Annotated in this window: 20 protein-coding genes; 10 read left to right on the top strand and 10 right to left on the bottom strand. The window is 67.0% G+C overall.

Annotated features, from left to right (window positions below; translation table 11 throughout):
• Positions 1–122: 122 nt before the first annotated feature.
• Complete coding sequence (locus M2395_RS08800) at positions 123–992, bottom strand: LysR family transcriptional regulator (RefSeq protein WP_077933882.1); 870 nt, start codon at positions 990–992, stop codon at positions 123–125.
• A 137-nt stretch (positions 993–1,129) separates the two neighbouring features.
• On the opposite strand from M2395_RS08800, the gene M2395_RS08795 reads away from it, so the two are divergent.
• The 5 genes from M2395_RS08795 (at position 1,130) to M2395_RS08775 (ending at position 6,050) form a co-directional block, all read left to right on the top strand.
• Complete coding sequence (locus tag M2395_RS08795) at positions 1,130–2,188, top strand: agmatine/peptidylarginine deiminase (RefSeq protein WP_077933883.1); 1,059 nt, start codon at positions 1,130–1,132, stop codon at positions 2,186–2,188.
• Positions 2,185–3,093, top strand: coding sequence for an N-carbamoylputrescine amidase (gene aguB, locus M2395_RS08790; RefSeq protein WP_077935007.1), 909 nt, complete (start codon positions 2,185–2,187; stop codon positions 3,091–3,093). Before M2395_RS08795 ends, aguB begins: the two co-directional genes overlap by 4 nt.
• 43 nt (positions 3,094–3,136) lie before the next feature.
• Entirely contained in the window at positions 3,137–4,216 is a 1,080-nt protein-coding gene (locus tag M2395_RS08785; RefSeq protein ID WP_053151495.1) for an extracellular solute-binding protein, read from the top strand.
• A 127-nt stretch (positions 4,217–4,343) separates the two neighbouring features.
• Entirely contained in the window at positions 4,344–5,462 is a 1,119-nt protein-coding gene (locus M2395_RS08780) for an agmatine/peptidylarginine deiminase (protein WP_041117493.1), read from the top strand.
• Between the two features lie 129 nt (positions 5,463–5,591).
• On the top strand, positions 5,592–6,050 hold the full coding sequence (locus M2395_RS08775; protein ID WP_077933884.1) for a GNAT family N-acetyltransferase: 459 nt from the start codon (positions 5,592–5,594) through the stop codon (positions 6,048–6,050).
• A gap of 55 nt (positions 6,051–6,105) precedes the next feature.
• Here the strand turns inward: M2395_RS08775 and M2395_RS08770 are convergent, their stop codons facing one another.
• Both M2395_RS08770 and M2395_RS08765 read right to left on the bottom strand, forming a co-directional pair.
• Entirely contained in the window at positions 6,106–7,047 is a 942-nt protein-coding gene (locus tag M2395_RS08770; RefSeq protein WP_123430980.1) for a class I SAM-dependent methyltransferase, read from the bottom strand.
• Between the two features lie 241 nt (positions 7,048–7,288).
• Positions 7,289–8,224 carry an ankyrin repeat domain-containing protein gene (locus M2395_RS08765; RefSeq protein ID WP_123430979.1) on the bottom strand — a complete coding sequence of 312 codons (936 nt, stop codon included), beginning with the start codon at positions 8,222–8,224 and terminating at the stop codon, positions 7,289–7,291.
• 286 nt (positions 8,225–8,510) lie between these two features.
• Between M2395_RS08765 and M2395_RS08760 the strand changes: the two genes are divergently transcribed.
• Together M2395_RS08760 and M2395_RS08755 are read left to right on the top strand one after the other, a co-directional pair.
• Entirely contained in the window at positions 8,511–9,494 is a 984-nt protein-coding gene (locus M2395_RS08760) for an MDR family oxidoreductase (RefSeq protein ID WP_123430978.1), read from the top strand.
• A gap of 134 nt (positions 9,495–9,628) precedes the next feature.
• Positions 9,629–10,984, top strand: coding sequence for an MATE family efflux transporter (locus tag M2395_RS08755; RefSeq protein ID WP_123430977.1), 1,356 nt, complete (start codon positions 9,629–9,631; stop codon positions 10,982–10,984).
• Between the two features lie 9 nt (positions 10,985–10,993).
• Here the strand turns inward: M2395_RS08755 and M2395_RS08750 are convergent, their stop codons facing one another.
• Together M2395_RS08750 and M2395_RS08745 are read right to left on the bottom strand one after the other, a co-directional pair.
• Positions 10,994–11,323, bottom strand: a complete 330-nt coding sequence (locus M2395_RS08750; protein ID WP_011060740.1) for a DUF2834 domain-containing protein — start codon at positions 11,321–11,323, stop codon at positions 10,994–10,996.
• Between the two features lie 14 nt (positions 11,324–11,337).
• Entirely contained in the window at positions 11,338–11,739 is a 402-nt protein-coding gene (locus M2395_RS08745) for a DUF6713 family protein (RefSeq protein ID WP_185057793.1), read from the bottom strand.
• 144 nt (positions 11,740–11,883) lie between these two features.
• Between M2395_RS08745 and M2395_RS08740 the strand changes: the two genes are divergently transcribed.
• Both M2395_RS08740 and M2395_RS08735 read left to right on the top strand, forming a co-directional pair.
• The gene (locus M2395_RS08740; protein ID WP_053150808.1) at positions 11,884–12,336 is read left to right on the top strand and encodes a GNAT family N-acetyltransferase; all 453 of its coding nucleotides are present in this window, start codon (positions 11,884–11,886) and stop codon (positions 12,334–12,336) included.
• A 6-nt stretch (positions 12,337–12,342) separates the two neighbouring features.
• Positions 12,343–13,194 (top strand): helix-turn-helix domain-containing protein, encoded by an 852-nt coding sequence (locus M2395_RS08735; RefSeq protein ID WP_123430975.1) that lies wholly within the window; start codon positions 12,343–12,345, stop codon positions 13,192–13,194.
• On the opposite strand, the gene M2395_RS08730 is transcribed toward M2395_RS08735, so the two are convergent.
• Positions 13,191–13,931: a TetR family transcriptional regulator C-terminal domain-containing protein gene (locus M2395_RS08730; RefSeq protein WP_185057792.1), complete on the bottom strand. Its 741-nt coding sequence runs from the start codon at positions 13,929–13,931 to the stop codon at positions 13,191–13,193. The genes M2395_RS08735 and M2395_RS08730 overlap by 4 nt on opposite strands.
• Before the next feature lie 152 nt (positions 13,932–14,083).
• Positions 14,084–14,458, bottom strand: coding sequence for a DUF2784 domain-containing protein (locus M2395_RS08725; protein WP_011060745.1), 375 nt, complete (start codon positions 14,456–14,458; stop codon positions 14,084–14,086).
• A 205-nt stretch (positions 14,459–14,663) separates the two neighbouring features.
• On the opposite strand from M2395_RS08725, the gene M2395_RS08720 reads away from it, so the two are divergent.
• The gene (locus tag M2395_RS08720) at positions 14,664–15,692 is read left to right on the top strand and encodes a hypothetical protein (RefSeq protein ID WP_227454085.1); all 1,029 of its coding nucleotides are present in this window, start codon (positions 14,664–14,666) and stop codon (positions 15,690–15,692) included.
• 15 nt (positions 15,693–15,707) lie between these two features.
• On the opposite strand, the gene M2395_RS08715 is transcribed toward M2395_RS08720, so the two are convergent.
• The 3 genes from M2395_RS08715 to M2395_RS08705 all read right to left on the bottom strand — a co-directional run bounded on the left by M2395_RS08715 (position 15,708) and on the right by M2395_RS08705 (position 20,203).
• Entirely contained in the window at positions 15,708–17,471 is a 1,764-nt protein-coding gene (locus tag M2395_RS08715; protein ID WP_123430973.1) for an FAD-dependent oxidoreductase, read from the bottom strand.
• A gap of 119 nt (positions 17,472–17,590) precedes the next feature.
• Positions 17,591–19,801: an ankyrin repeat domain-containing protein gene (locus M2395_RS08710; RefSeq protein ID WP_077933890.1), complete on the bottom strand. Its 2,211-nt coding sequence runs from the start codon at positions 19,799–19,801 to the stop codon at positions 17,591–17,593.
• Between the two features lie 243 nt (positions 19,802–20,044).
• A complete protein-coding gene (locus M2395_RS08705) occupies positions 20,045–20,203 on the bottom strand; it encodes a hypothetical protein (RefSeq protein WP_177191005.1) in 159 nt (52 codons plus the stop codon).
• Between the last annotated feature and the right edge of the window lie 217 nt (positions 20,204–20,420).

Raw genomic sequence — 20,420 nt, 5'->3', positions numbered from 1 at the left:
GGCGGCTCCTGGAAGGCAGTGCGGATTGCACTGGCGCCAGCTTAAGTCGCCGCCACGCGTGGGGTTAGGGGCAGGAATGGAAAGCGGTTTTGCATCGCTCCAGTCCTTGCCGGGCGGGCGCCTCAAGCTTCGGCCGAACCCTGCAGCGCAGCCTGTAGCCACTGCGAGAAACTGCGGGTCAGCGGGCTGCTTTCACTGTCGCGGTGAATCAGCCAGGCCCAGGTCGGGCCGCGCACGCTCTGTTCGCACAAAGGGCTCAGCAAGCCCTGGCTCCGGGCCTGCTGGCTCAGAAGCTGGCTGACCAGGGCAATGCCGTGGCCGGCGCAGGCGGCGTCCAGCAGCAGGCCCGGGTCGGAAAAGTTCAGGCCGTTGCTGCGTTGACCAATGTCGCTGCCGCCTTCCACCAGCCAGTGGCTCCAGTCCATTTCCCGCTCGCCATGCAAGGTGGTGCGCAGTGCTTCGGGTTGCGCCAGCACGCTGGGGTGGCAGGCAGGGTAGAGGCGGTCGCTGTACAGCTCCAGGTAGCTGCATTCGGCCTGGGCGCTGAGGTCGTCGCGCAAGGTCAGGTCGATGGTCTGGGTGCTCATGTCCGGTGGCTCGAAGCTGGTGAACAGCCACAGGTCCACCTCCGGGTGCAGGCGATGGAATTCCCCCAGCCGCGGCAGCAGCCAGTGGCGGGCAAAGGCCGGGCTGGTATTGACCACCAGCTGGTTGGGCTTGCGGTACTGCTCCAGGCGGCGGATGCCCACCGCCAGTTGTTGCAATAGCGACTGGGTGGTACTGCGCAGGTCGTGCCCTGCGTCGGTGAGGGTCACGCTGCGGCCGCTGCGATGGAACAGCGGCTGTTCGAGGAAGGTTTCCAGGCTGCGGATCTGCTGGCTGATGGCCGATTGGGTGAGGTGCAGTTCCTGCGCCGCCTGGTGAAAACTGCCCAGGCGCGCGGCGGCTTCGAAGCCTCGCAGGGCATTCAGGGGTGGCCAGTGTTTGAGCATGATTGATAAGCCTGGCTGATCAGATGTGCGCTAAATCTATCGTTTGTTGGCGGTTTTTCAAAGCCATAGCATGGGCGCTGTGTTTCAACCTTGTTGGTTGATTGATAACAAAACCTTACTTGAGAGGTGCAGGGCCCATGCAAGGCAATGACAGGCAGGACAGTGGCTGGCGGATGCCCGCCGAGTGGGCGCCCCACGCGGCGACCTGGATGGTCTGGCCCCACAACCGGGGGTTGTGGGAATCGGTATGGGGCGTGACCCTGGCCGAGGTGCAGGCAGACTTCGCCCGGGTGGCCAATGCCATCGCCGGTTTCGAACCGGTGAAACTGGTGGTCGACCCCTCTGCCCTGGACAGTGCCCGACGCCTGTGTGGCGCCAATGTCGAGCTGGTCCCCCAGGCGGTGGACGACAGCTGGTGCCGGGATTCCGGCCCGAGTTTCATCTGCCATCCGCAGCTGGGGCTGGCCGGGGTCAGTTGGCGCTTCAACGCCTGGGGCGGCAAGTCCGAGCACAGCCTGGACCGCAGCCTGGCCCGGCGCCTGCTGGACCAGTTGGGGCTGCCTTGCTTCGGCACGCCCCTGGCCAACGAAGGCGGGGCCATCCATGTGGACGGCGAGGGCACCCTGATCACCACCGAATCGGTGCTGCTCAACCCCAACCGCAATCCGGGCCTGGGCAAGGCCGAGGTCGAGGCGATCTTCCAGCGCCTGCTGGGTGTGCAGAAGATCATCTGGCTGCCGGGGGACCCGGACCACGTGACCGGGGACATGACCGACGGCCATGTCGACGGGGTCTGCGCCTTTGCCCGCCCCGGGGTGCTGCTGGTGGATGCCACCCATGACCGGTGCTCGGTGTACGCCGAAGTGGTGCGCGAGAACCGTCGTGCCCTGGAGCTGGCGCGGGATGCCCGCGGGCGCGCCTTCGAGCTGATCGAGCTGTTCGAGGCCAGCGCCGCGGTGGACCACCGGGCCGAGGTGTTCTGCGCCTCCTACACCAACTTCTACCTGGCCAATGGCGCGGTGATCATGCCGGCCTACGGCATCGCCGCCGACCAGCAAGCGGCCCAGGTGCTGGCCCGGGCCTTCCCTGACCGGCAGGTGGTGCCGGTGCGGATCAACCATCTGGCCCACGGCGGCGGTGGCGTGCATTGCATCACCCAGCAGCAACCCCAATGGCCAACGAGGGCCCAGGCATGAACCCATTGACCGTCGCGACCACCCAGATGCCCTGCACCTGGGACCTGCCGGGCAACCTCGAGCGCGCCGAACAGCTGGTGCGCGAAGCGGCAGCCCGGGGCGCCCAGGTGATCCTCCTGCAAGAGCTGTTCGCCACCCCGTACTTCTGCATCGAACAGCAGCACCGGCACCTGGCCCTGGCCGAGGAGTACCCCGCGAGCCGGGTGCTCCAGCGTTTCGCCGCCCTGGCCCGGGAGCTGGGTGTGGTGCTGCCCCTGAGCTGGTTCGAAAGGGCCGGTACGGCCTATTTCAATTCCCTGAGCGTCGCCGATGCCGACGGCCGCTTGCTGGGGGTGTACCGCAAGACCCACATTCCCAACGCCGTGGGTTATCAGGAGAAGGAGTACTTCAGCCCCGGCGATACCGGTTTCAAGGTCTGGGACAGCGCTTTCGGCCGCCTGGGCATCGGCATCTGCTGGGACCAGTGGTTCCCCGAGACCGCCCGCTGCCTGGCGCTGCAAGGCGCCGAGGTCTTGCTGTTTCCCACCGCCATCGGCAGCGAACCGGGCAGCGCCGGGCTGGATTCCCGGGATCACTGGCAGATGACCATGCGCGGGCACGCGGCGGCCAACCTGCTGCCGGTAGTGGCGGCCAACAGGGTCGGCCGTGAAGTGGCTACCGGTGACCCGGCGTTGCACATGGATTTCTACGGCTCATCGTTCATCTGCGACCACAAGGGCCGGCTGCTGGCCGAGGCCGATCGTGACAGCACAGGGGTCTTGCTGCAGCGCCTGGACCTGGCCGCCATGGCCGAGGAGCGTCGCACCTGGGGCATCTTCCGCGACCGTCGCCCGGAGATGTACGGGCCGCTGCTGAGCCTGGACGGCCACCACCTTCACCCACGCTGGAACCCCCGGGAGGCATGACATGCAGACCACAGGCAAACGCTGGAAACGCCGCTGCGCGGGCATGCTGGCCCTGACCCTGGTAGCGCTCCAGGCCCAGGCCGAACCCGAGGACAAGACCCTGCGCCTGTACAACTGGGCCGACTACTTCGCCGCCGATACCCTGGCGCGCTTCACCGCCGAAACCGGGATCAGGGTGATCTACGACGTGATGGAGGGCAGCGAAGTGCTGGAAGCCAAGCTGATGACCGGCGGCAGCGGCTACGACCTGATCTTTCCCGGTGACACCGTGGCCGAGCGCCTGATGCGCGCCGGCAGCCTGCAGACCCTGGATCCGGCCCGGCTGACCGGCCAGGACGACATCGAGCCCGGCCTGCAGAAGCTGCGCGCCCAGTACCCCGGGGCCCGCCAGGCCACGGTGCCCTACACCTGGGGCACCATCGGCCTGACCTACAACGCCCGGCAGATTGCCGAGCGCCTGCCCGACGCCCCGGTCAACAGCCTGGACCTGCTGTTCAAGCCGGAGCTGGCGGCGCGCTTCGCCGATTGCGGAATTTCCCTGATCGACTCGCCGGATGAGGTGCTGGCGGTGGCGCTCCACTACCTGGGGCGCGACCCGCGCAGCGCCCGGCCCGAGGATCTGCGGGCCGCCGGCGAGCTGCTGGGCAAGCTGCGGCCCTATATCCGCAAGTTCCAGTCGCAGCCGGTGACCGACCTGGTCAATGGCAACCTGTGCCTGTCCCTGGGCTACAGCGGTGACATGACCCAGGCCCAGCGCGCCGCCGACGCCGCAGGCAAAGCGGTCGAGTTCCAGTACCGCATTCCACGGGAAGGCACCACGGTGTGGATGGACACCATGGCGATCCCCAAGGATGCGCGGCACCCGGAATACGCCTATGCCTTCATCAACTTCGTGACCCGACCAGAGAACATGGCGGCCATCAGTAACTTCACCGGCTACCCCACGGCCAATGCCCGGGCGCGGCCAAGTGTCGACCCGCAGATGGGCAACAACCCGGATATCTACCCGGATGCCGCCACCTTCGAACGCTTGATTCCCGGCCGCGACATTCCCCAGGCCGATATGCGGGCTCGAATGCGCACCTGGACCCAGTTCAAGACGGCCACCGCTGCCCGCCACTGACCGGGCGCCATGCGGTTCGCCGGCAAACCGGCTCCTACACTCCCGGGTAGGAGCCGGCGTGTCGGCGAGGGCCCGCGCCGCACCCCCGAACCTTTTCATGCAATACCTTCGACAAGAGAACCGTCCAATGCCCACCCGACGTCAACTGATCAAACAGGCCTCGTTGCTGGCCGCTGTCGCCGCCATGCCGGCCCTCGGCCTGGGATCGCGCAGTGCCCGGGCCGGGGAGCAGGGCCACTGGTACCTGCCCGATGAAGGCGACCACCAGCAGCGGGCCTTCATGGCCTTTGGTGCCCAGGAGGCCATCTGGGAAGACTTTACCGGCGACGTGCAACAGGCCCAGGGGCGGATCGCCCGGGCAATTGCCGCCTATCAACCCCTGACCCTGTTCTGCCGGGCAGAGGAGCGCGGCCTGGCCGAGCAGCTGTGCGGCTCGCACAACATCACTTTTGTCAGCACCGAACTGGACGACATCTGGATGCGCGACATCGGTGCCAACTTTGTCGTCGATGGGGAAGGCGGATTGGGCGCGGTGGACTTCAACTTCAATGGCTGGGGCAACAAACAGCGCCACGCCAGGGACGCCCGGCTGGCGCGGCAGATGGCCGACGCTGCAGGCGCCCGTTATCTGCGCAGCGAACTGGTGGGCGAGGGCGGCGGCATCGAGGTGGACGGCCACGGCACCGGGATCATGACCCAAAGCAGCTGGATCAACGGCAACCGCAACCCGGGCTGGAGCCAGGCCGAGGTCGAAGAGGAACTCAAGGCTTGCCTCGGCCTGCGCAAGATTATCTGGCTACCGGGGATCAAGGGCCGGGACATCACCGATGCCCATGTCGACTTCTATGCGCGTTTCGTCAGGCCGGGGGTGGTGGTGGCCAACCTCGACAACGATCCCGACTCCTATGACCACTCGGTAACCCTCGAGCACCTGGAGATCCTGCGAGCCGCCAGTGACGCCGATGGTCGCAAGCTGCAGGTGCATACCCTGTCGCCGCCGATGAATCCCCGGCAGAACCGCTTCAGCCGGGGCAACCCGGACTTCGCCGCCGGCTACATCAACTATTTCGTGATCAATGGGGCGGTGATCTCACCGCAGTTCGGTGACCGGCAGGCCGACGCCAAGGCCCATAGCCTGCTGGCCAGCCTGTATCCCGGGCGGCAGGTGATCCAGCTGGATATCGACGCTATCGCCGCAGGGGGCGGCGGCATTCACTGCGTGACCCATCAGCAGCCCGGGCTGTGAGGGGTTGGGAAAAGTGGTCTGTTACAGATGGCAGAATTGGCCTGATAAAATCCGCCACTCACGCACTAACCTGCGCACTCTTCAATAACCGGGGCTGATCCCGGTGTGGATGATCAAGAGGAGCGCGCAATGAGCGATCAACAACCTGCGGTGACGGTACGGGCGATTCAGCCTGGGGATTACCAGCAATGGCTGCCGCTGTGGCTGGCCTATCAGGATTTCTATCAGGTGACGCTGAGCGAAGAGGTCAGTCGCCGCACGTTCGAGCGTTTCCTCGATTCGCGGGAACCGATGTATTCGGCGGTGGCGGTGCAGGACGATGAAGTCATCGGCTTCGTCAACCTGGTGTTGCACCGTTCGACCTGGGCCGTCGGCGACTTCTGCTATCTGGAAGACCTGTACGTGGCCCCGTCGATTCGCGGCAGCGGGGCGGGGAAACTGTTGATCGAGTGGGTGCAGGCCTTTGCCCGGCAACACCAGTGCGCTCGTTTGTACTGGCATACCCAGGAGAGCAACAAGCGGGCGCAACGGTTGTATGACTGGCTGGCGCACAAGCCGGGGGTGATCGAGTATCGGATGGAGTTGTAAGGGCCTGGCTGGATGCCCGTTGCTGCAGCAACGGCTATCCAGCCAGGATCAAGGCCTATGCCCCATGCCGAAATACCAGTGCCTTGAGCCCGCACTGCGGATCCGCATCCGGAAACTCCGGCGGGTTCTCCAGCCGCTGTTCAAAGCGCAACCCCGGCGCCGCTTCGGCCATCCCCTCCAGAAGAAAATCCACGCTAAACGCCGGATCATTCATGCACGCCAGGACGCAACCATCGGCCGTGAGCAACTCCGGCAGACGCCGCAGCACCCGCGCATAGTCCTTGCCGAGGACAAAGCTGCCTTTCTGGAACGACGGCGGGTCGATGATCACCAGGTCATAGGGCCCGCCCTGCTTGACCTTGCTCCAGGACTTGAACAGGTCATGGCCGAGGAAGCTCACCCGGCTGGTGTCGTGGCCGTTGAGCCGGTGGTTGTCGCGGCCGCGGCTCAAGGCCGCCCGGGACATGTCGAGGTTGACCACCCGCTCGGCGCCGCCGGCAATCGCCGCCACCGAGAAGCCGCAGGTATAGGCAAACAGGTTCAGGACATTCTTGCCCCGGGCATTGGCCCGCACCCAGTTGCGCCCGTAGCGCATGTCGAGGAACAGCCCGTTGTTCTGCTTGCTGCCCAGGTCCACCTGGTAGCGCAGGCCTTCCTCGGTGATGGTGCAACTGTCGATGGCCTCGCCCAGCAGCCACTCGCCACGGCTGTCGGGCAGGTAGCGGTGTTGCAGCATCAGGCTGCGGGCGCCGCTGGCCACCCATTGCGGGGTCGAGCCCAGGTCCGCCAGCAACTGCTGCAGGGCTTCGAGTTGCCCGCCTTCGGGTTCCTTGAACAAGGACACCAGCACTACCCCCTGCAGCCAGTCCACGGTCAGCTGTTCCAGCCCAGGCCAGCAGCGGCCGCGGCCATGGAACAGGCGCCGGGTTTCGCCGGGCGCGGCGGCCAGGGCGGTCAACAGGTGCTGGTTGAGGGTGGCGAGGGCGAGAGGGGTCATCAGCGGGGCCGGTCATTTTTTCGGGGCGGCATTTAACCACGGGCAGCAGCCCGCCCGCCAACCAGCAATTGCTGCTGGCTGGCGGCCGCCTGCTGTCGGGCCAGGGGCTTGTCGGCACGTGTTTCAACGCGGATCTGGACAGCGGTGGTGATGGCGGGCGACTGCACGCCAAGGGCGACGGGCTCGAACCGTGCCGCACGTCGAGCAGGCTGCGCCCGTTCGCTCTTGCCCCTTGCCCCCGCTAGAGAATGGCGTTTGCCCATTTCTGGGTGCCGGCCAGGCGGCGCTTGACGCTGTCGATGCGCCATTGGCCGGCAACCCGCTTGACCACAAAGCGATGCTCGTAGCAAAGGGCCCGGGACGCCGGGTCGCGCACCAGCACTTCGGCCTGGGCGGGCTTGAGCAACTGGCAGCCCAGTAGTTCGTCGGCCTCGGCGTGGGTCGTGGGGTAACCATAGGAGGCTCGCGGATAGGCCCGCGGTCGCAGGGTACAAAAACGTTCGAGCAACTGTTGCGGTTCGGCCCAGAAGGCGGCGTCGAGCGCGTCGTGGCCCAGGGCATTGCCGCGCTGTTCCCAGGCGTACAAAGCCAGGGTATAGGCCCGCACCTGGGTGACCGGATCTGCGCTGCTGTCAGTGCCAGGCACCAGCGGCGGCCAGGGCAGGGAAGGGGCCGGTGCAGGTGCTGGCGGTGCCCCGGCACCGGCCTGCTCCAGCTGTTGCATGACCTGGGCATGGCCATTTTCTTCGGCCAGGGACCAGGCGTTGCGTTGTTGGAAATCCACGGGCGAGGGGTTGGCGCCGGCCTCGAGCAGCAAGGCCACCATTGCCTCGTGGCCAGCCTGGGCGGCGTTCATCAGGGCGGTGCGTTGCAGTTCGGGGCTGGCCTGTTCGAGCGCTGCGCCATGGGCGATCAGCAACTCGGCCAGGGCGGTGTCGCCGTGGCTGGCGGCCCAGGCCAGGGGGCTGTAGCCCAGGGCCTTGCACGGCTGCAGGACATTCGCGCCGCGCGCCAGCAGCAGCGCCACGGCCGGCCGGTGCCCGGCGATAGTGGCGGCCAGCAAGGCCGTGCGGCCGGTGCCCTTGTGCTGCCATTCAAGGTCCGCACCCGCATCCAGCAGGCGCTCGAGAGCAGCAAGGTCGCCGCGCGCGGCGGCTTTTTCCAGGAGATGGGACAAGGTCGGAAATCCGTTCGGTCAGGGGGCAGATGCCGCCGCATGGTAGCGCTCTGGGGCCAGGTTCTGCCACGCCCGGGCTACTCCACGCCCCGGTTCCGGCAGGCCGGGCGCGCCGGGCTGTACTGCGATACGCGACGCCGGCGTGGGCAGTGGGCTGTTTCGAGCGTCGCGGGTGGGGAGGGGGGAGGCTCATGGACGCCTTGCAGAGGCTTGCGTAGGATGGCGCGTTCGCGCTCTACGCCGTTGCAGCCAGCGCTGCAGCCTCCCTTGCCAACAGGAGTCCATGATGTTCAAGGCCATTGTGATCGACAAAGACACTGCAGGTTATCGCGCCCATCTGCGCGAGCTGGAGGAGGCGCAACTGCCTGAGGGCGATGTCACGGTGCGGGTGGCCTACAGCACCCTGAACTACAAGGACGGCCTGGCAATCACCGGCAAGAGCCCGGTGGTGCGGCAGTTTCCCATGGTCCCTGGTATCGACTTGGCAGGCACCGTCGAAGCCAGCAGCCATCCGCGCTTTCGCCCGGGTGAACAGGTGCTGCTCAATGGCTGGGGCGTGGGCGAGAGCCACTGGGGCGGGCTGGCGCAGAAGGCCCGGTTGCAGGGCGACTGGCTGATCCACCTGCCTGAAGCCTTCAGCGCGCGCCAGGCCATGGCCATCGGCACCGCCGGCTACACCGCCATGCTCTGCCTGATCGCCCTGGAGCGCAGCGGCCTGACCCCCGAACACGGCGAGGTGCTGGTCACCGGTGCCAGCGGCGGGGTCGGCAGTTTTGCCATCAGCCTGCTGTCGCGCCTGGGCTACTCGGTGATCGCCGCCACCGGGCGTCCGGAGGAGGCCGACTACCTCAAGGCGCTGGGCGCCAGCCGCATCATCGAGCGCGCCGAGCTGTCCCAGCCGGGGCGTCCGCTGGCCAAGGAACGCTGGGCGGCGGCCATCGACTCGGTGGGCAGCCACACGCTGGCCAACGTCTGTGCCGGCACCGCCGCCGATGGCCTGGTGGCCGCCTGCGGGTTGGCCCAGGGCATGGATTTCCCGGCCTCGGTGGCGCCCTTCATCCTGCGTGGGGTGAGCCTCTTGGGGATCAACAGCGTGACCCGTCCCTATCACGAGCGGGTGCATGCCTGGGAACGCCTGGCCGCCGAGGTGGACCAGCAGCACCTGCAGCGGATCACCCGCGAAGTGGGCCTGGAAGAGGCCCTGACCGTCGCCCACGAGTTGTTTGAAGGCAAGGTTCGCGGGCGGGTGGTGGTCGACGTCAACCACTGATATAAACCCCGGGCCGCGCTGTCGGAACGCCGTGCGCGGCCTGGGTTGTTACATGTTTCAGGTCCGACGCGAGCCCCGTGCCATGGGGCTTCTTCGCGGCCCTTCGTCCTCTTGATCCGAGGTTGCCTGTTTTCATGTCCATTTCCCCTCAGCGCCCCCTCTGGCAGGTGTACCTGGTCTTCCTGCTGCCCATGGTGCTGTCGAATTTCCTGCAGTCGTTTTCCGGCACCCTCAACGGTATCTACATTGGCCAGTTGCTGGGCACCCAGGCGTTGGCGGCGGTGTCGGGGATGTTCCCCATCGTGTTCTTCTTCATTGCCCTGGTGATCGGCCTGGGGGCCGGTGCCTCGGTGCTGATCGGCCAGGCCTGGGGTGCCCGGGAGCTGGATGCGGTGAAGTCGGTGGCCGGCAGTACCCTGATGCTGGGGGCCTTGATCGGCCTGCTGGGGGCGGTGCTGGGCATGCTGTTCGCCCGCCCGGCCCTGCAGGGCCTGGGCACACCGGCGGATGTACTGGACGACGCAGTGGGCTATGCCCGGGTGATGATGCTGATCATGCCGCTGCTGCTGGTGTTCGTGCTCTACACCCAGTTGCTGCGGGGTGTCAGCGATACCCTGTCGCCCCTGCTGGCCTTGATGGTCTCGACCCTGGCGGGGCTGCTGCTGACCCCGGCGTTGATCCGTGGCTGGCTGGGCCTGCCGCCCATGGGTATCCAGAGTGCGGCCTTCGCCGGGCTGGCGGGAAATATCCTGGCCATGGGGTTTCTGGTCTGGCGCCTGAGTGGCCGCGACCACCCCCTGGCCCCGGACCGGGCGCTGTTAGCGGCGCTGCGGCTGAACCGGGCGATTCTCGGCAAGGTGCTGCGCATCGGCCTGCCCACCGGGGTGCAGATGGTGGTCATCTCGCTTTCCGAACTGGTGATCCTGGCCCTGGTCAACCGCCACGGTTCCCAGGCCACGGCGGCCTATGGCGCGGTGACCCAGATCGTCAACTACGTGCAGTTCCCGGCGCTGTCGATCGCTATCACCGCCTCGATCCTCGGCGCCCAGGCCATCGGCGCCGGGCGCCTGGAGCGCATCACCCCGATCCTGCGTACCGGGCTTGCGATCAACCTGTGCCTCACCGGCGCCCTGGTGCTGCTCGGCTACCTGATTTCCCACCGGCTGCTGGGCCTGTTCATCATCGACCCGGCAGCCCTGGTGCAGGCCCAGCACCTGCTGCACATCATGCTCTGGAGCATCCTGGTGTTCGGTTTCCAGGCGGTGGTCGGCGGCATCATGCGCGCCAGCGGCACGGTGCTGGTGCCGGTGGCGATCTCGATCTTCTGCATCCTCGGGGTGCAGGTGCCGGCGGCCTATGTGCTGGACGCGCATTTCGGCCTGCAAGGGGTGTGGATGGCGTTCCCGGTGGCCTACCTGACCATGCTGGTGCTGCAGGTCTGCTACTTCAAGCTGGTGTGGCGCCACAAGGAGATCCAGCGCCTGATCTGAAGCCCGCGCTCAAGCGCCGCCGGCCAGTGGCTGCCGGGGCGGGCGCAGGTCGCGAACCACCAGGTACAGCAAGGGCCCGATGGAGACGAAGACCGCCGTCAGCAGCAGATAGGGCAGCACCGAACGCCAGGAGCGCCCACGGGCGCGGGCGTCTCCCAGCATCCACGCAGCCGCCAGCAGCGCCATCAGGTACAGGTCGATCACCACTTGTGCGGTGTCCGGGCGCGACAGCAGTTGCAGGCCGAATTGCAGCAGCGACTGTTCGGCCTGGAACAGGCAGTACAGGGTGTAGGCACTGAAGCCCAGTAGAGCCAGCAGGGCGGGGTAAGGGTGGCGCATGGCGCAGTCCTCGATCAGGGATGGGCAGGGTGTACGGCGCGGCGGTTGCGGGTGGCCAGGCCCAGCAGCAGATACAGCAGGCCGGCTGCGCCACAGCCAAAGATCAGGCTTTGCGACAGCAGGGAGTCGAACAGGTACAGCGGGTCGTCGCGCAGGCGTTGATGTAATCCGGCATGCAGCAGGGCGAGCGCCGCCAGCCACTGGCGGGCAAGCTCGCGCACGCGACGGCGCCGATGGCCGCACAGCTGGACCAGCCCGGCACACAGGGGGACGTGCAGGGCAATGAACAGGTGCTGCCCGAGCATGGGGTCGAGGTTGCGCAGGCCATACAGCAGGCGCCATTCACGCTGCGCCACGGCATCCAGCTCATGGCCGACGAACAGCCCGATGCAGAGTCGCCAGAGTGTGTTTTTCACGGTGAAAATCCTTGAACAAGCGGGAGCGAACAGGCTAAGTGGCAAGCCTGTTGTCACTCAATGACCCCCCAGGTCATAGACAGCGGGGCGCTTCAGGCTGTCAGCTGGGGCGGTGCGACTTTCACTTTCAAGGATTGAACAGCGATGACTTCCAACCAGCAGGCTCCCGGCGCAGGCCGGGTGATCCGCGTGGCCGGGCCCGATGATGTGCCGGCCATGCTCGAGTGCGACACCTATGCCCAGGCCCACGCCAGCCGGGGCGATGCCGTACGCGTGGCGGTGGGCCGTGGCCAGGGTTGGGTGGAGGTGGCGGCCGGCCGGGTCGTCGGCTACCTGCTGCTGAACCATGACTTCTTCGACCATGGCTTCGTGTCCCTGGTGGTGGTGGCTCCGGGGCAGCAACGCCAGGGCGTGGCCCGGCGCTTGCTCGACGCCGCCGAGCAGGCCTGTCGCACGCCCCGGCTGTTCATCTCCACCAACCAGTCGAACCTGGCGGCCCGGGGCCTGATTGCCAAGGCCGGTTTCCAGCCCAGTGGGGTGATCGAGAACCTCGACGGGCAGGACCCCGAACTGATCTTCTGCAAGCGTGTGGGCTGAGCCGGGATGCCTGTGCCCGACAGCGGTCGCGCCGCCATGCCCTGCACCCTTGAAGCTCCCCGCGCCGGGCCCTTGCCGGTGGGCGCACAGTTGCGCCAGTTACGGCGCCAGGCGCGCTTGAGCCAGTTAGACCTGGCGTTGCAGGCGGGGATTTCCCAGCGCCACCTGAGCTGCGTCGAGACCGGCCGCGCCCAGCCCAGCCCGGCCTTGCTGGATGCGCTGCTGACCACCCTGGACACCCCCTTGCCCCAGCGCAACCGGGTGTTCCTCGCCGCGGGCTATGCGCCGCGCTACGCCGCCTTGCCCCTGGCCGACCCCGGCCTGGCGCCGGTGCGCGCAGCGCTGATGCACCTGCTCAAGGCCAACAACCCGGCGCCAGCCATCGTCATCGACAGTGGCTGGCAAGTGCTGGCGGCCAATCAGGCTACCGCGGCGCTGTTCCAACTGCTGGGGTTGTCGCAACACGCCATGGAACAGGGCTTCAACCTGTTGACGGCCCTGCTGGAGCCCGGTGGTTTCGGTGACTGCCTGATCAATGCCGAGGAGGTGCGCCAGGTGGCCTGGCAGCGGGCCTCCCGAGAGGCCATGGGCGACCCCGGCTTGGCGGCGCTGCTGGCCGGCCTGCCGTTCCCCGGAGAGTCGCCGGCTACCCCGAGCCCGGCCGAGCCGTTGCTGCTGACCCGGGTGCGCGGGCCCGGGGGCGAGCTGCGTTTTCTGTCCACCTTCACCACCTTCGGCATGCCCCAGGACATTACCGTGGCGTCGCTGCGCATCGAACACCTGATTCCCGCTGACGAGCCGACCTGGCAGGCCCTGACCCTGGCTTGCGAACGCCTGGGCGAACTCGAACCGGGTTAGATCGCCAGGGCCCGGGCCGGTAGCCCCTGGGCGCTCGCCAGCGCCGGCAGTGCCCCGGCCAGCACCATGCGGGTCAGGGTGGCCGCGACGCTCTGGAAGTCCCTGCTGGAGGGCTGGGCTACGCCGCTCATCAGGGCGATCTGCCAGCCCAGGGTGGGGTAGGTCTGGGTCGCCGCTCCTATGAACAGCAGCAGGTGCTCCGGGGCAATGGCGCGGATCAGGCCGCGTTCGGCCCAATTGCGCAGGCAAGCGATTTCACTGCGGTTCTGCGCCTCCAGGCTTTCACGCCAGGCCTCTGGCAACTGCTGCGCGCCGTGCAGCAACTCGCTGCAGAGAATCTTCGAACGCAGGGGGAAATCCTCGACGATCTGCATCCGCGCCTCGATGTAGGCCTGCAACGCCTGCGCCGGATCGGCCTCCGGGTGCAGCAGCCGCGACGCCTGGTGCAAGGGTTCCAGCAGGGGCTGCAGGACTTCGGCGTAGAGGTTTTCCTTGGTGTGGAAGTAGTAGTACAGGTTGGCCTTGGGCACCCCGGCGCACAGCGCGATATCCAGGGTCTGGCAGGCACTGAAGCCCTTGGCGGCGAACTCGTTGCGGGCGGCATCGAGGATCAGTTGCCGATGCCGCAGGCGCGAGCGGCGTTCCTGGCGGGCTGGCGCTGGCACCCGGGGCGCTGCCGAGTCGGCCTCAAGCGCCTGCGAGGGCAGGCAAAACGGGGTGGATGAGGGGCAGTGCATGGGCAAATCTCGGGGGTGTGAAATCGCAATATACAAAAGTATATAGCGAAACACCTGCCTCAGGCGTCGGCGCTGCTGTCTCGGCTGTTTCATAGAGGGGCGAACAGAGGAGGCAAGGCCGGAACGGTGCGCCGTTCCGGCTGGCGGCAGGCTCAGGCGCGGCGCTTGCGCAGCCAGCGTCGGGCCAGGTAGCCGTAGACCCAGAGGTTGATCAGCAGCACCAGGCTGCCCAGCCACAGCTGAATGCCCGGGGTCAGCCCGGCGGGGTAGATCAGCGGGATCAGGTAATGCTCGATGAAGCCGGCGCCGTAGCCGTCCTGGCCGGCGGCGTGGCGCAGCAGGTTTTCCCAGCGGGTCAGCGGGCACTCCAGGTGCAGCACTTCCACTGCCACGCCCCAGGCCGCGGCGGGCAGGTGCAGCAGCATCAGCCGCGGGTGGCGCAGCACCAGCAGGCCGCCCAGCAGCACGAAGACGATAAAGGACAGGTGAAACAGCACCAGGCTGTCGGCGGCAATACGGTAGAGCATGGGGGTTCCTTGTAGGGGGCAGATCCGTGGCGCAGGCGCCGGGGCGCAATATACCGAGGGCCGGTAGGCGGTGGCAGTGTTTCTTCGTGGTGCAGGAAAAAAGCCCGGCTCGCAATCGATCGGGCCCGCCTTTGCGCTACCTATACTGCTGGAACGCCAGGGCGACCTGTCGAGCCTGGCGCGGCCTTTGCGGGAGGTACATGCCTTGCGGCCAACGATGCTCTGCTGCCGCCACGGGGTCCTGGTGCTGATGCTGGTGCTCGCCGGCTGCGCCCATCGGGTCCCCGAGCCGGTGGCCGCGATGCCGGTCAGCCCGGCCACCTGGCGCCAGGTCAACCATGAACTGCTGGAAGCCTCCCGCAGCGCCACTGAACAGGCCGAGGTCTATGCCCAGGGCTCCATGGAGCACTGGCGGACCCGGGTCTACCAGCAGACCGAGGAAAACTTCATTCCCTGGTTCAGCGGCTACTGGACCCAGGAATGGCTGTCGCTCAAGGTCGGCTGGTATTCCCTGAACGATAAAGGCGACGCCGGGCAAGCTTCCCGGCGCCTGGCGGCCTACTTGCAGGAGCAGTACCAGGAACGGGTGCTGGCACCGGTGGCGCTGGAAGTCGATGCCGATGCGATCACCGGCGAGGCCATGGAGTTCTATGTGCAGTTGCTGCGCCAGCAACTGGCGCAGATCCGCAGCCGTTACCCACTGCCGGCACCGCAACTGGAACTCCATCTGGACCAGGTGCTGGCCATCGACCTGGGGCCGGCCCCCGAGCAGCGCGCCTCCTTGAACCAATTGATACGGGCCGAGCCCATTGCCCGCTTGCCCGCCTATGGGCCCTTGCTGCAGCAGATCCATGGCACCCCGACCGGCGAACAGGGAGCGCCGGCCCCGGGGGTGTCCCAGGTGGCGCAGGTGACCAGTGACAAGCTCCAGGCCCAGTTCGCCAGCCGCAGTGTGGCCGGTGCGGTGGCTGCGGCGGTGGGGCGGGTGGCCGGCGCGCTGATTTCCGTGGGAGTGGCCGGGGTCCGGGCGCTGGTCCAGGACCATGACCGGGAAGACCTGCAGGCCCAGACCCGACGGGACCTGGGCGCGGCCTTCGATCAGGCCTGGGCCAGGCAGTTGCATGACCCCGAGCATGGGGTCATGGCCGGGGTGTATTACCTCGGCCAGCAGCTCGAACGCCAGTTGCAGGCGCCGCTGGTCAATGAGGACGCCGGCGATGGCCGGGGCCCCTGAGCCCGTCCTGGCGGCTCAGCCCCGGGTGGCCTCGGCACCAGGATCCAGCGGCACTTCGTAGTCACTGACCCCAGCCGCATGGCGCCCGGCGATGTAGCCGAAGGTCATGGCCGGCCCCAGGTTGATACCGCCGGAGGGATAAAAGCCGCCCATCACGCTGGCCATGTCGGTGCCTGCGGCATACAGCCCGGGGATCGCCGTGCCGTGCGAATCCAGCACCTGGGCCTGGGCGTTGGTCTTGAGCCCGGCAAAGGTGCCGAAGCTGCCGGGCAGCACTTTCACCGCGTAGAAAGGCCCCTGTTCGATGGGCGCCACGCAGGGGTTGGGCCCGGGATACAGGGCGTCGCCCTGCTTGCGATTGTAGGGCGTCGAGCCGCGGCCGAACTCGGGGTCCTGGCCGTTGCGGGCATGCTGGTTGAATGCCTGCACCGTGGCCGCAAGGTCCTGGGGGTCGATGCCGCACTGGCTGGCCAGGGCCTGGATGGAGTCGGCCCGTACCAGGTAGCCGCTGCGCACCAGCGGCCCCACCGGCAGGGGGAAGGGCCGGGCATAACCCAGGCCGTAACGGCGCTGGAAGCGGTGGTCGCAGATCAGCCAGGACGCCACTTCCTCGCCCGCGGGAACCGCCTCCAGCATGGCCGCGGTGTAGTCGTAGTAGCCGTCCGCCTCGTTGACGAAACGCTTGCCGTTGGCCAGCACGCCGATCAGCCCGGGTTTGGCCCGGTCGATGATGTGGGGAAAGAGGCCGATGCTGCCGTCGGCATGCCGCACCCGAGAGACGGGGGCCCAGGCCACCGGGCTGGCAAGGTCCGTGGCCAGCACGGCACCGGCCTGTTCGCCGAGGCGGATGCCGTCGCCGCAGCAACTGCGCGGCGGCAGGGCCAGGTGCTCGTCCGGCCCCTGGGCACGGGGAAACAACGCCTGGCGGCGGGGCAGGTCATTGGCGAAGCCGCCGGCGGCCAGCAGCACTCCACGCCGGGCGCGGATTTCCCGCGGCCCCTCAGGCGTGTCCACCAGGGCGCCCTGCACGCCCTGGCTATTGCGCAGCAGCGAGCGGGCCGGGGTGGACTCCAGCAGGTTGACCCCCAGGTCCTCGGCGGACTTGCCCAGCCGGCCGATCAGCGCCACGCCGTTGACCAGGTGCATGGCCCGTCCGTGTAGCGCCAGGTCCCGCAGGTGGCGGGCAAAGCGCCCGGCCACATGCAGCAGCGACCTGAAGGAACGGGTCATGCTGAGAAAGGCCCCCAGGTCGGCCCCGGCCATGATCGGCATGCCCAGGAACGAGGTTTCCCGCAGGGTCTTGCGCAGCCGTTTGAGCAGTGGGCCGATGGCCCGGGCGTCATACGGCGCGGCGATCACCTGATGGCCCTCGATCCCGGCCCCGGGCACCTGGCCGTGGATATCCGGGATGCCATTGCCGTCGACGAATTGCAGGGCCGTGTGTTGTTCGAAGAAGGCCACCATCTGCGGCCCGTTATCCAGAAAGGCGTCGATGCGTGCGGCATCGTAGCGCTCCCCCAGCTCATGCTTGAGGTAGGTGCGCGGTTGCTGCGGGTTTTCATGGATGCCGGCGCGGCGTGCCAGGGGATTGCCCGGCACCCACATCCAGCCGCCGGACCAAGCGCTGGCACCGCCAAAAGTGGAATCCTTTTCCACAACTATCACCTTCAAGCCATGCCACGCGGCGGTCACCGCACAGGCCAGGCCGGCGGCGCCGGAGCCGATCACCAGCAAATCACAATCCAGGGGCGGGAGGGTTGCAGCGGGAGCGTCGCTCACAATGACAGGGCCTTTTTCGATCAGTGAGATAAAATGGAACTCTGTTCCATTATTATGGAAAACTATTCCACACTGCTCAGGACGCTGTCAAACCGCCCCAGAGTTTCAGGCTACGGTTCTCAGGACGGCATCGAGCGCAGCCACGCCAGAACCCGATGGGCGCCATGGGCCAGGGCGATTTGCCAGCAATCGGCGCCTTCGCGATCCTGGCGCTGTGGCTCGCCGCCGGCCGCGAGCATGGCCTTGAACAGCTCCAACTGGTCGTCTTCGGCCGCCAGCATCAGTGGGGTCCGGCCGGCGCAGGGGTAGTCGTGGACAGCGTTGGGGTCGGCACCGTGATGCAGCAGCAGGTGCGCGATATGCATCAGTTGCCCGGGGTCGCAGCGTTCACTCTGCAGTTCCAGGAGCATTTCTAGCACCTGTTGATACAGCGGGTGCCCGGGTGGTATGGGCATCCGTTGCCCGAAGGTTCCGGCGCTGCTGCCCAGGGTCCGGCGCAGGACTTCGCGGCTGACCGGGTCCTGTTGCCCGATCCTTTCGAGTACCAACTCCAGTGTCTTGTCCGGGCGTTGCACCTGGCACAGCTTTCCGAGGCAGTGATACAGCGGGGTCAGCAGCGGATACAGCCCTCGCGCGTCGGCCGAGGCGCCCATCTGCAGAAGTCGGGCCACCAGTTCGGCATCCCCCATGTCGATGGCCTGTATCAGGGGCGTCAGTTGTTTTCTGTGGGTGCGGCGGTCGAGGGTAGCGACGGCATGAGGCCGGGCCAGGAGCAGGTCGAGGGCGCCGCGCTGGTTTCTATCGTGGGCGTATTGCAGGGCGCATAGCAGCGCCGAGCCAGCGGCCTCGTCGCCCGGGTTGACGTCGGCGCCGGCCTGCAACAGCGCACTCACCGCATCGGCCTGACCTTCGGAGGCGAACCACAGCAATTGCGGATAGCGACGCTTCTGGCCGTCCAGGGCATGCACGGTGATCACCCGGTCGGGGCGCTTCAGGTCCACCTTGATCCGGGCGATCTCGGCAGGGTCGAAAGCCAGGAAGGGCCGCTCCACCTGCAGTTCCTGGCGCTCGGCCTGGGGGAACAAACCCTGCGGCGGGAACAGCCGTGCGAAGACCTGTTTCAACTGAATGATTTCCCAGTCACTGATCACCGGGCCCTGCTCCATGCCCAGGGTGCTGAACAGTCCCAGCACCACGGCCTGATGTTTCATGCGCTTGAGCAGGATCTTGTCCTCCAGCGCCGCCGCCAGGCTCAGGGCTTCCTCCAGCAGGCCGAGCTGCAAGGGCCCGGCGCGATACAGGGCCGCGTCCAGGGCCTTGGCGTAATGCCGCAGGGCGGCAGGGGAGTGGCCCGAGAGCAACTGCCAGCGGCCCTCGTACCAGGCACTGAGATAGCCGGTGCGGTGATCTTCGTCATAACGGGTTTGCAGGGTGATGAAGTCGTCCAGCATCTGCCGGGTTCGGGCCTGGCAGGTACTGTCCTTGTCTCGGCTCGGGTCAAGGTGTTCGCTCAGCCATCGGGCCCCGGGTTTGAGGATATTCAGGCGCTGGCCGGCCGCCAGATTCAGGCGCCGCAGCGCCTGCCGGCCGCTGTCCGGGGTGGGCATCAGCAACAGGGCCTGCAATACCGGCTGGCGAAAAGCTCCGCGCCCGGCGCCGAGCAGCTGTTGATCGAGGTAGCCAAGGGCCCGGCCGATCACCAGCCAGCGCCCCAGGTTGCGCACCAGAAGGGGCGGGCTGGCGGCCTGTTCCAGGGTCTTGAGCAGGACCTTGAGGCTCGACAGGTCGGCCAGCCGTGTGCCGTTGTGCCAGCGGGCCAGTTGGTCACGGGCATCCTTGCTCTCGGGATACAGGCGCTGGGCCAGTTGCTGGAGCGAGTCGCCACTGTGCTGCTGATACCACTGCAAGACCTGCCCGAAGGCCGTCTGGTCCGGGTCCAGCAGTTGCCCCAGGTTCGGGCCGCCGAAGCGTTGCTGCAGTTGCTGGAGGAAGCCGCCGACCAGGCCGGCATAGTGTTCGACCAGTACCGGTAATGCCTGCTCGCGGCTCAGGCTATCGAGTTCCACGTTCTTGATCAGATCCAGGTAGTGCGCCTGCAGATAATCGATGAAGGCTTCCACGTACTGGGCGAACTCGCAGTCCAGCTGGGCCAGGGGTTCGATCAGCAGGTCACGCTTGATCGCGGGAAACAGGCTCCAGTCGTGATCGCTGTCTGCCAGCCTGGCCAGTTGCTTGCGCCGCGTTGGGTCGCTGGCCTTGGTATCGAACGCGGCGGTCAGCAGTTGGTAGCACTCACCCAGGCTGGGAAAGGGGGAGCGGGCTATCGGCATTCGAGCCTCCGCAGCATCAGTTTGAAGTTTTGCAGTGCCCGGCAGTCGCTGGGTGTGCAGGGCACAGGGATCGAGCCCTTGCCTGGGGCAGTGAGCTTCCCATGGCATTTGCCATGATGGAACAGCCAGCCCAGACGTAATTGCTGGCGGACCAGCCGGGCGATGTCCTTGTCATTGCTGTAATGGGTCGTGTCGGCCTCCTGGCCTGACCCCACCGGCGAAGGCCGGTGGGGCGCGAGAGGATCAAGGATTGGCGTTTTTTGCCGCGGCGCGTGCGGCCCGGGCAGCGAAGCTGTCCGCCGCCACCTGGCCGTTGCCGGCCTTGGCGGTGGTGCTGGCGATGCGCGAAGCTGCCGGCTGGTTCATCGGCGAGGGCTTGGCAGAAGGGGCTTTTTTAGCCATGTGAGTCATCTCCTTTAGGTACCGCCGGAAGTGGCAGTGAGGCGATAGTACTCAGGCAGTGGATGATGGGCGGCGGCGCCGGTGGCGCAAAAAAAACGAAAAATACTTACCCCCAGGCACGGCCCGCCAGAGGGGCGTTGCAGTGGCATGGAGCAGGACCGGACGCGTGGCGAACGGTACCGGCCGGGCAAAAAAACGCCGCGTTCCCAGGCAGCGA

It is taken from the genome of Pseudomonas sp. BIGb0176 (genome assembly GCF_024810175.1).
GTDB lineage: Bacteria > Pseudomonadota > Gammaproteobacteria > Pseudomonadales > Pseudomonadaceae > Aquipseudomonas > Aquipseudomonas protegens.
This window is presented reverse-complemented; position numbering and strand designations above follow the sequence as displayed.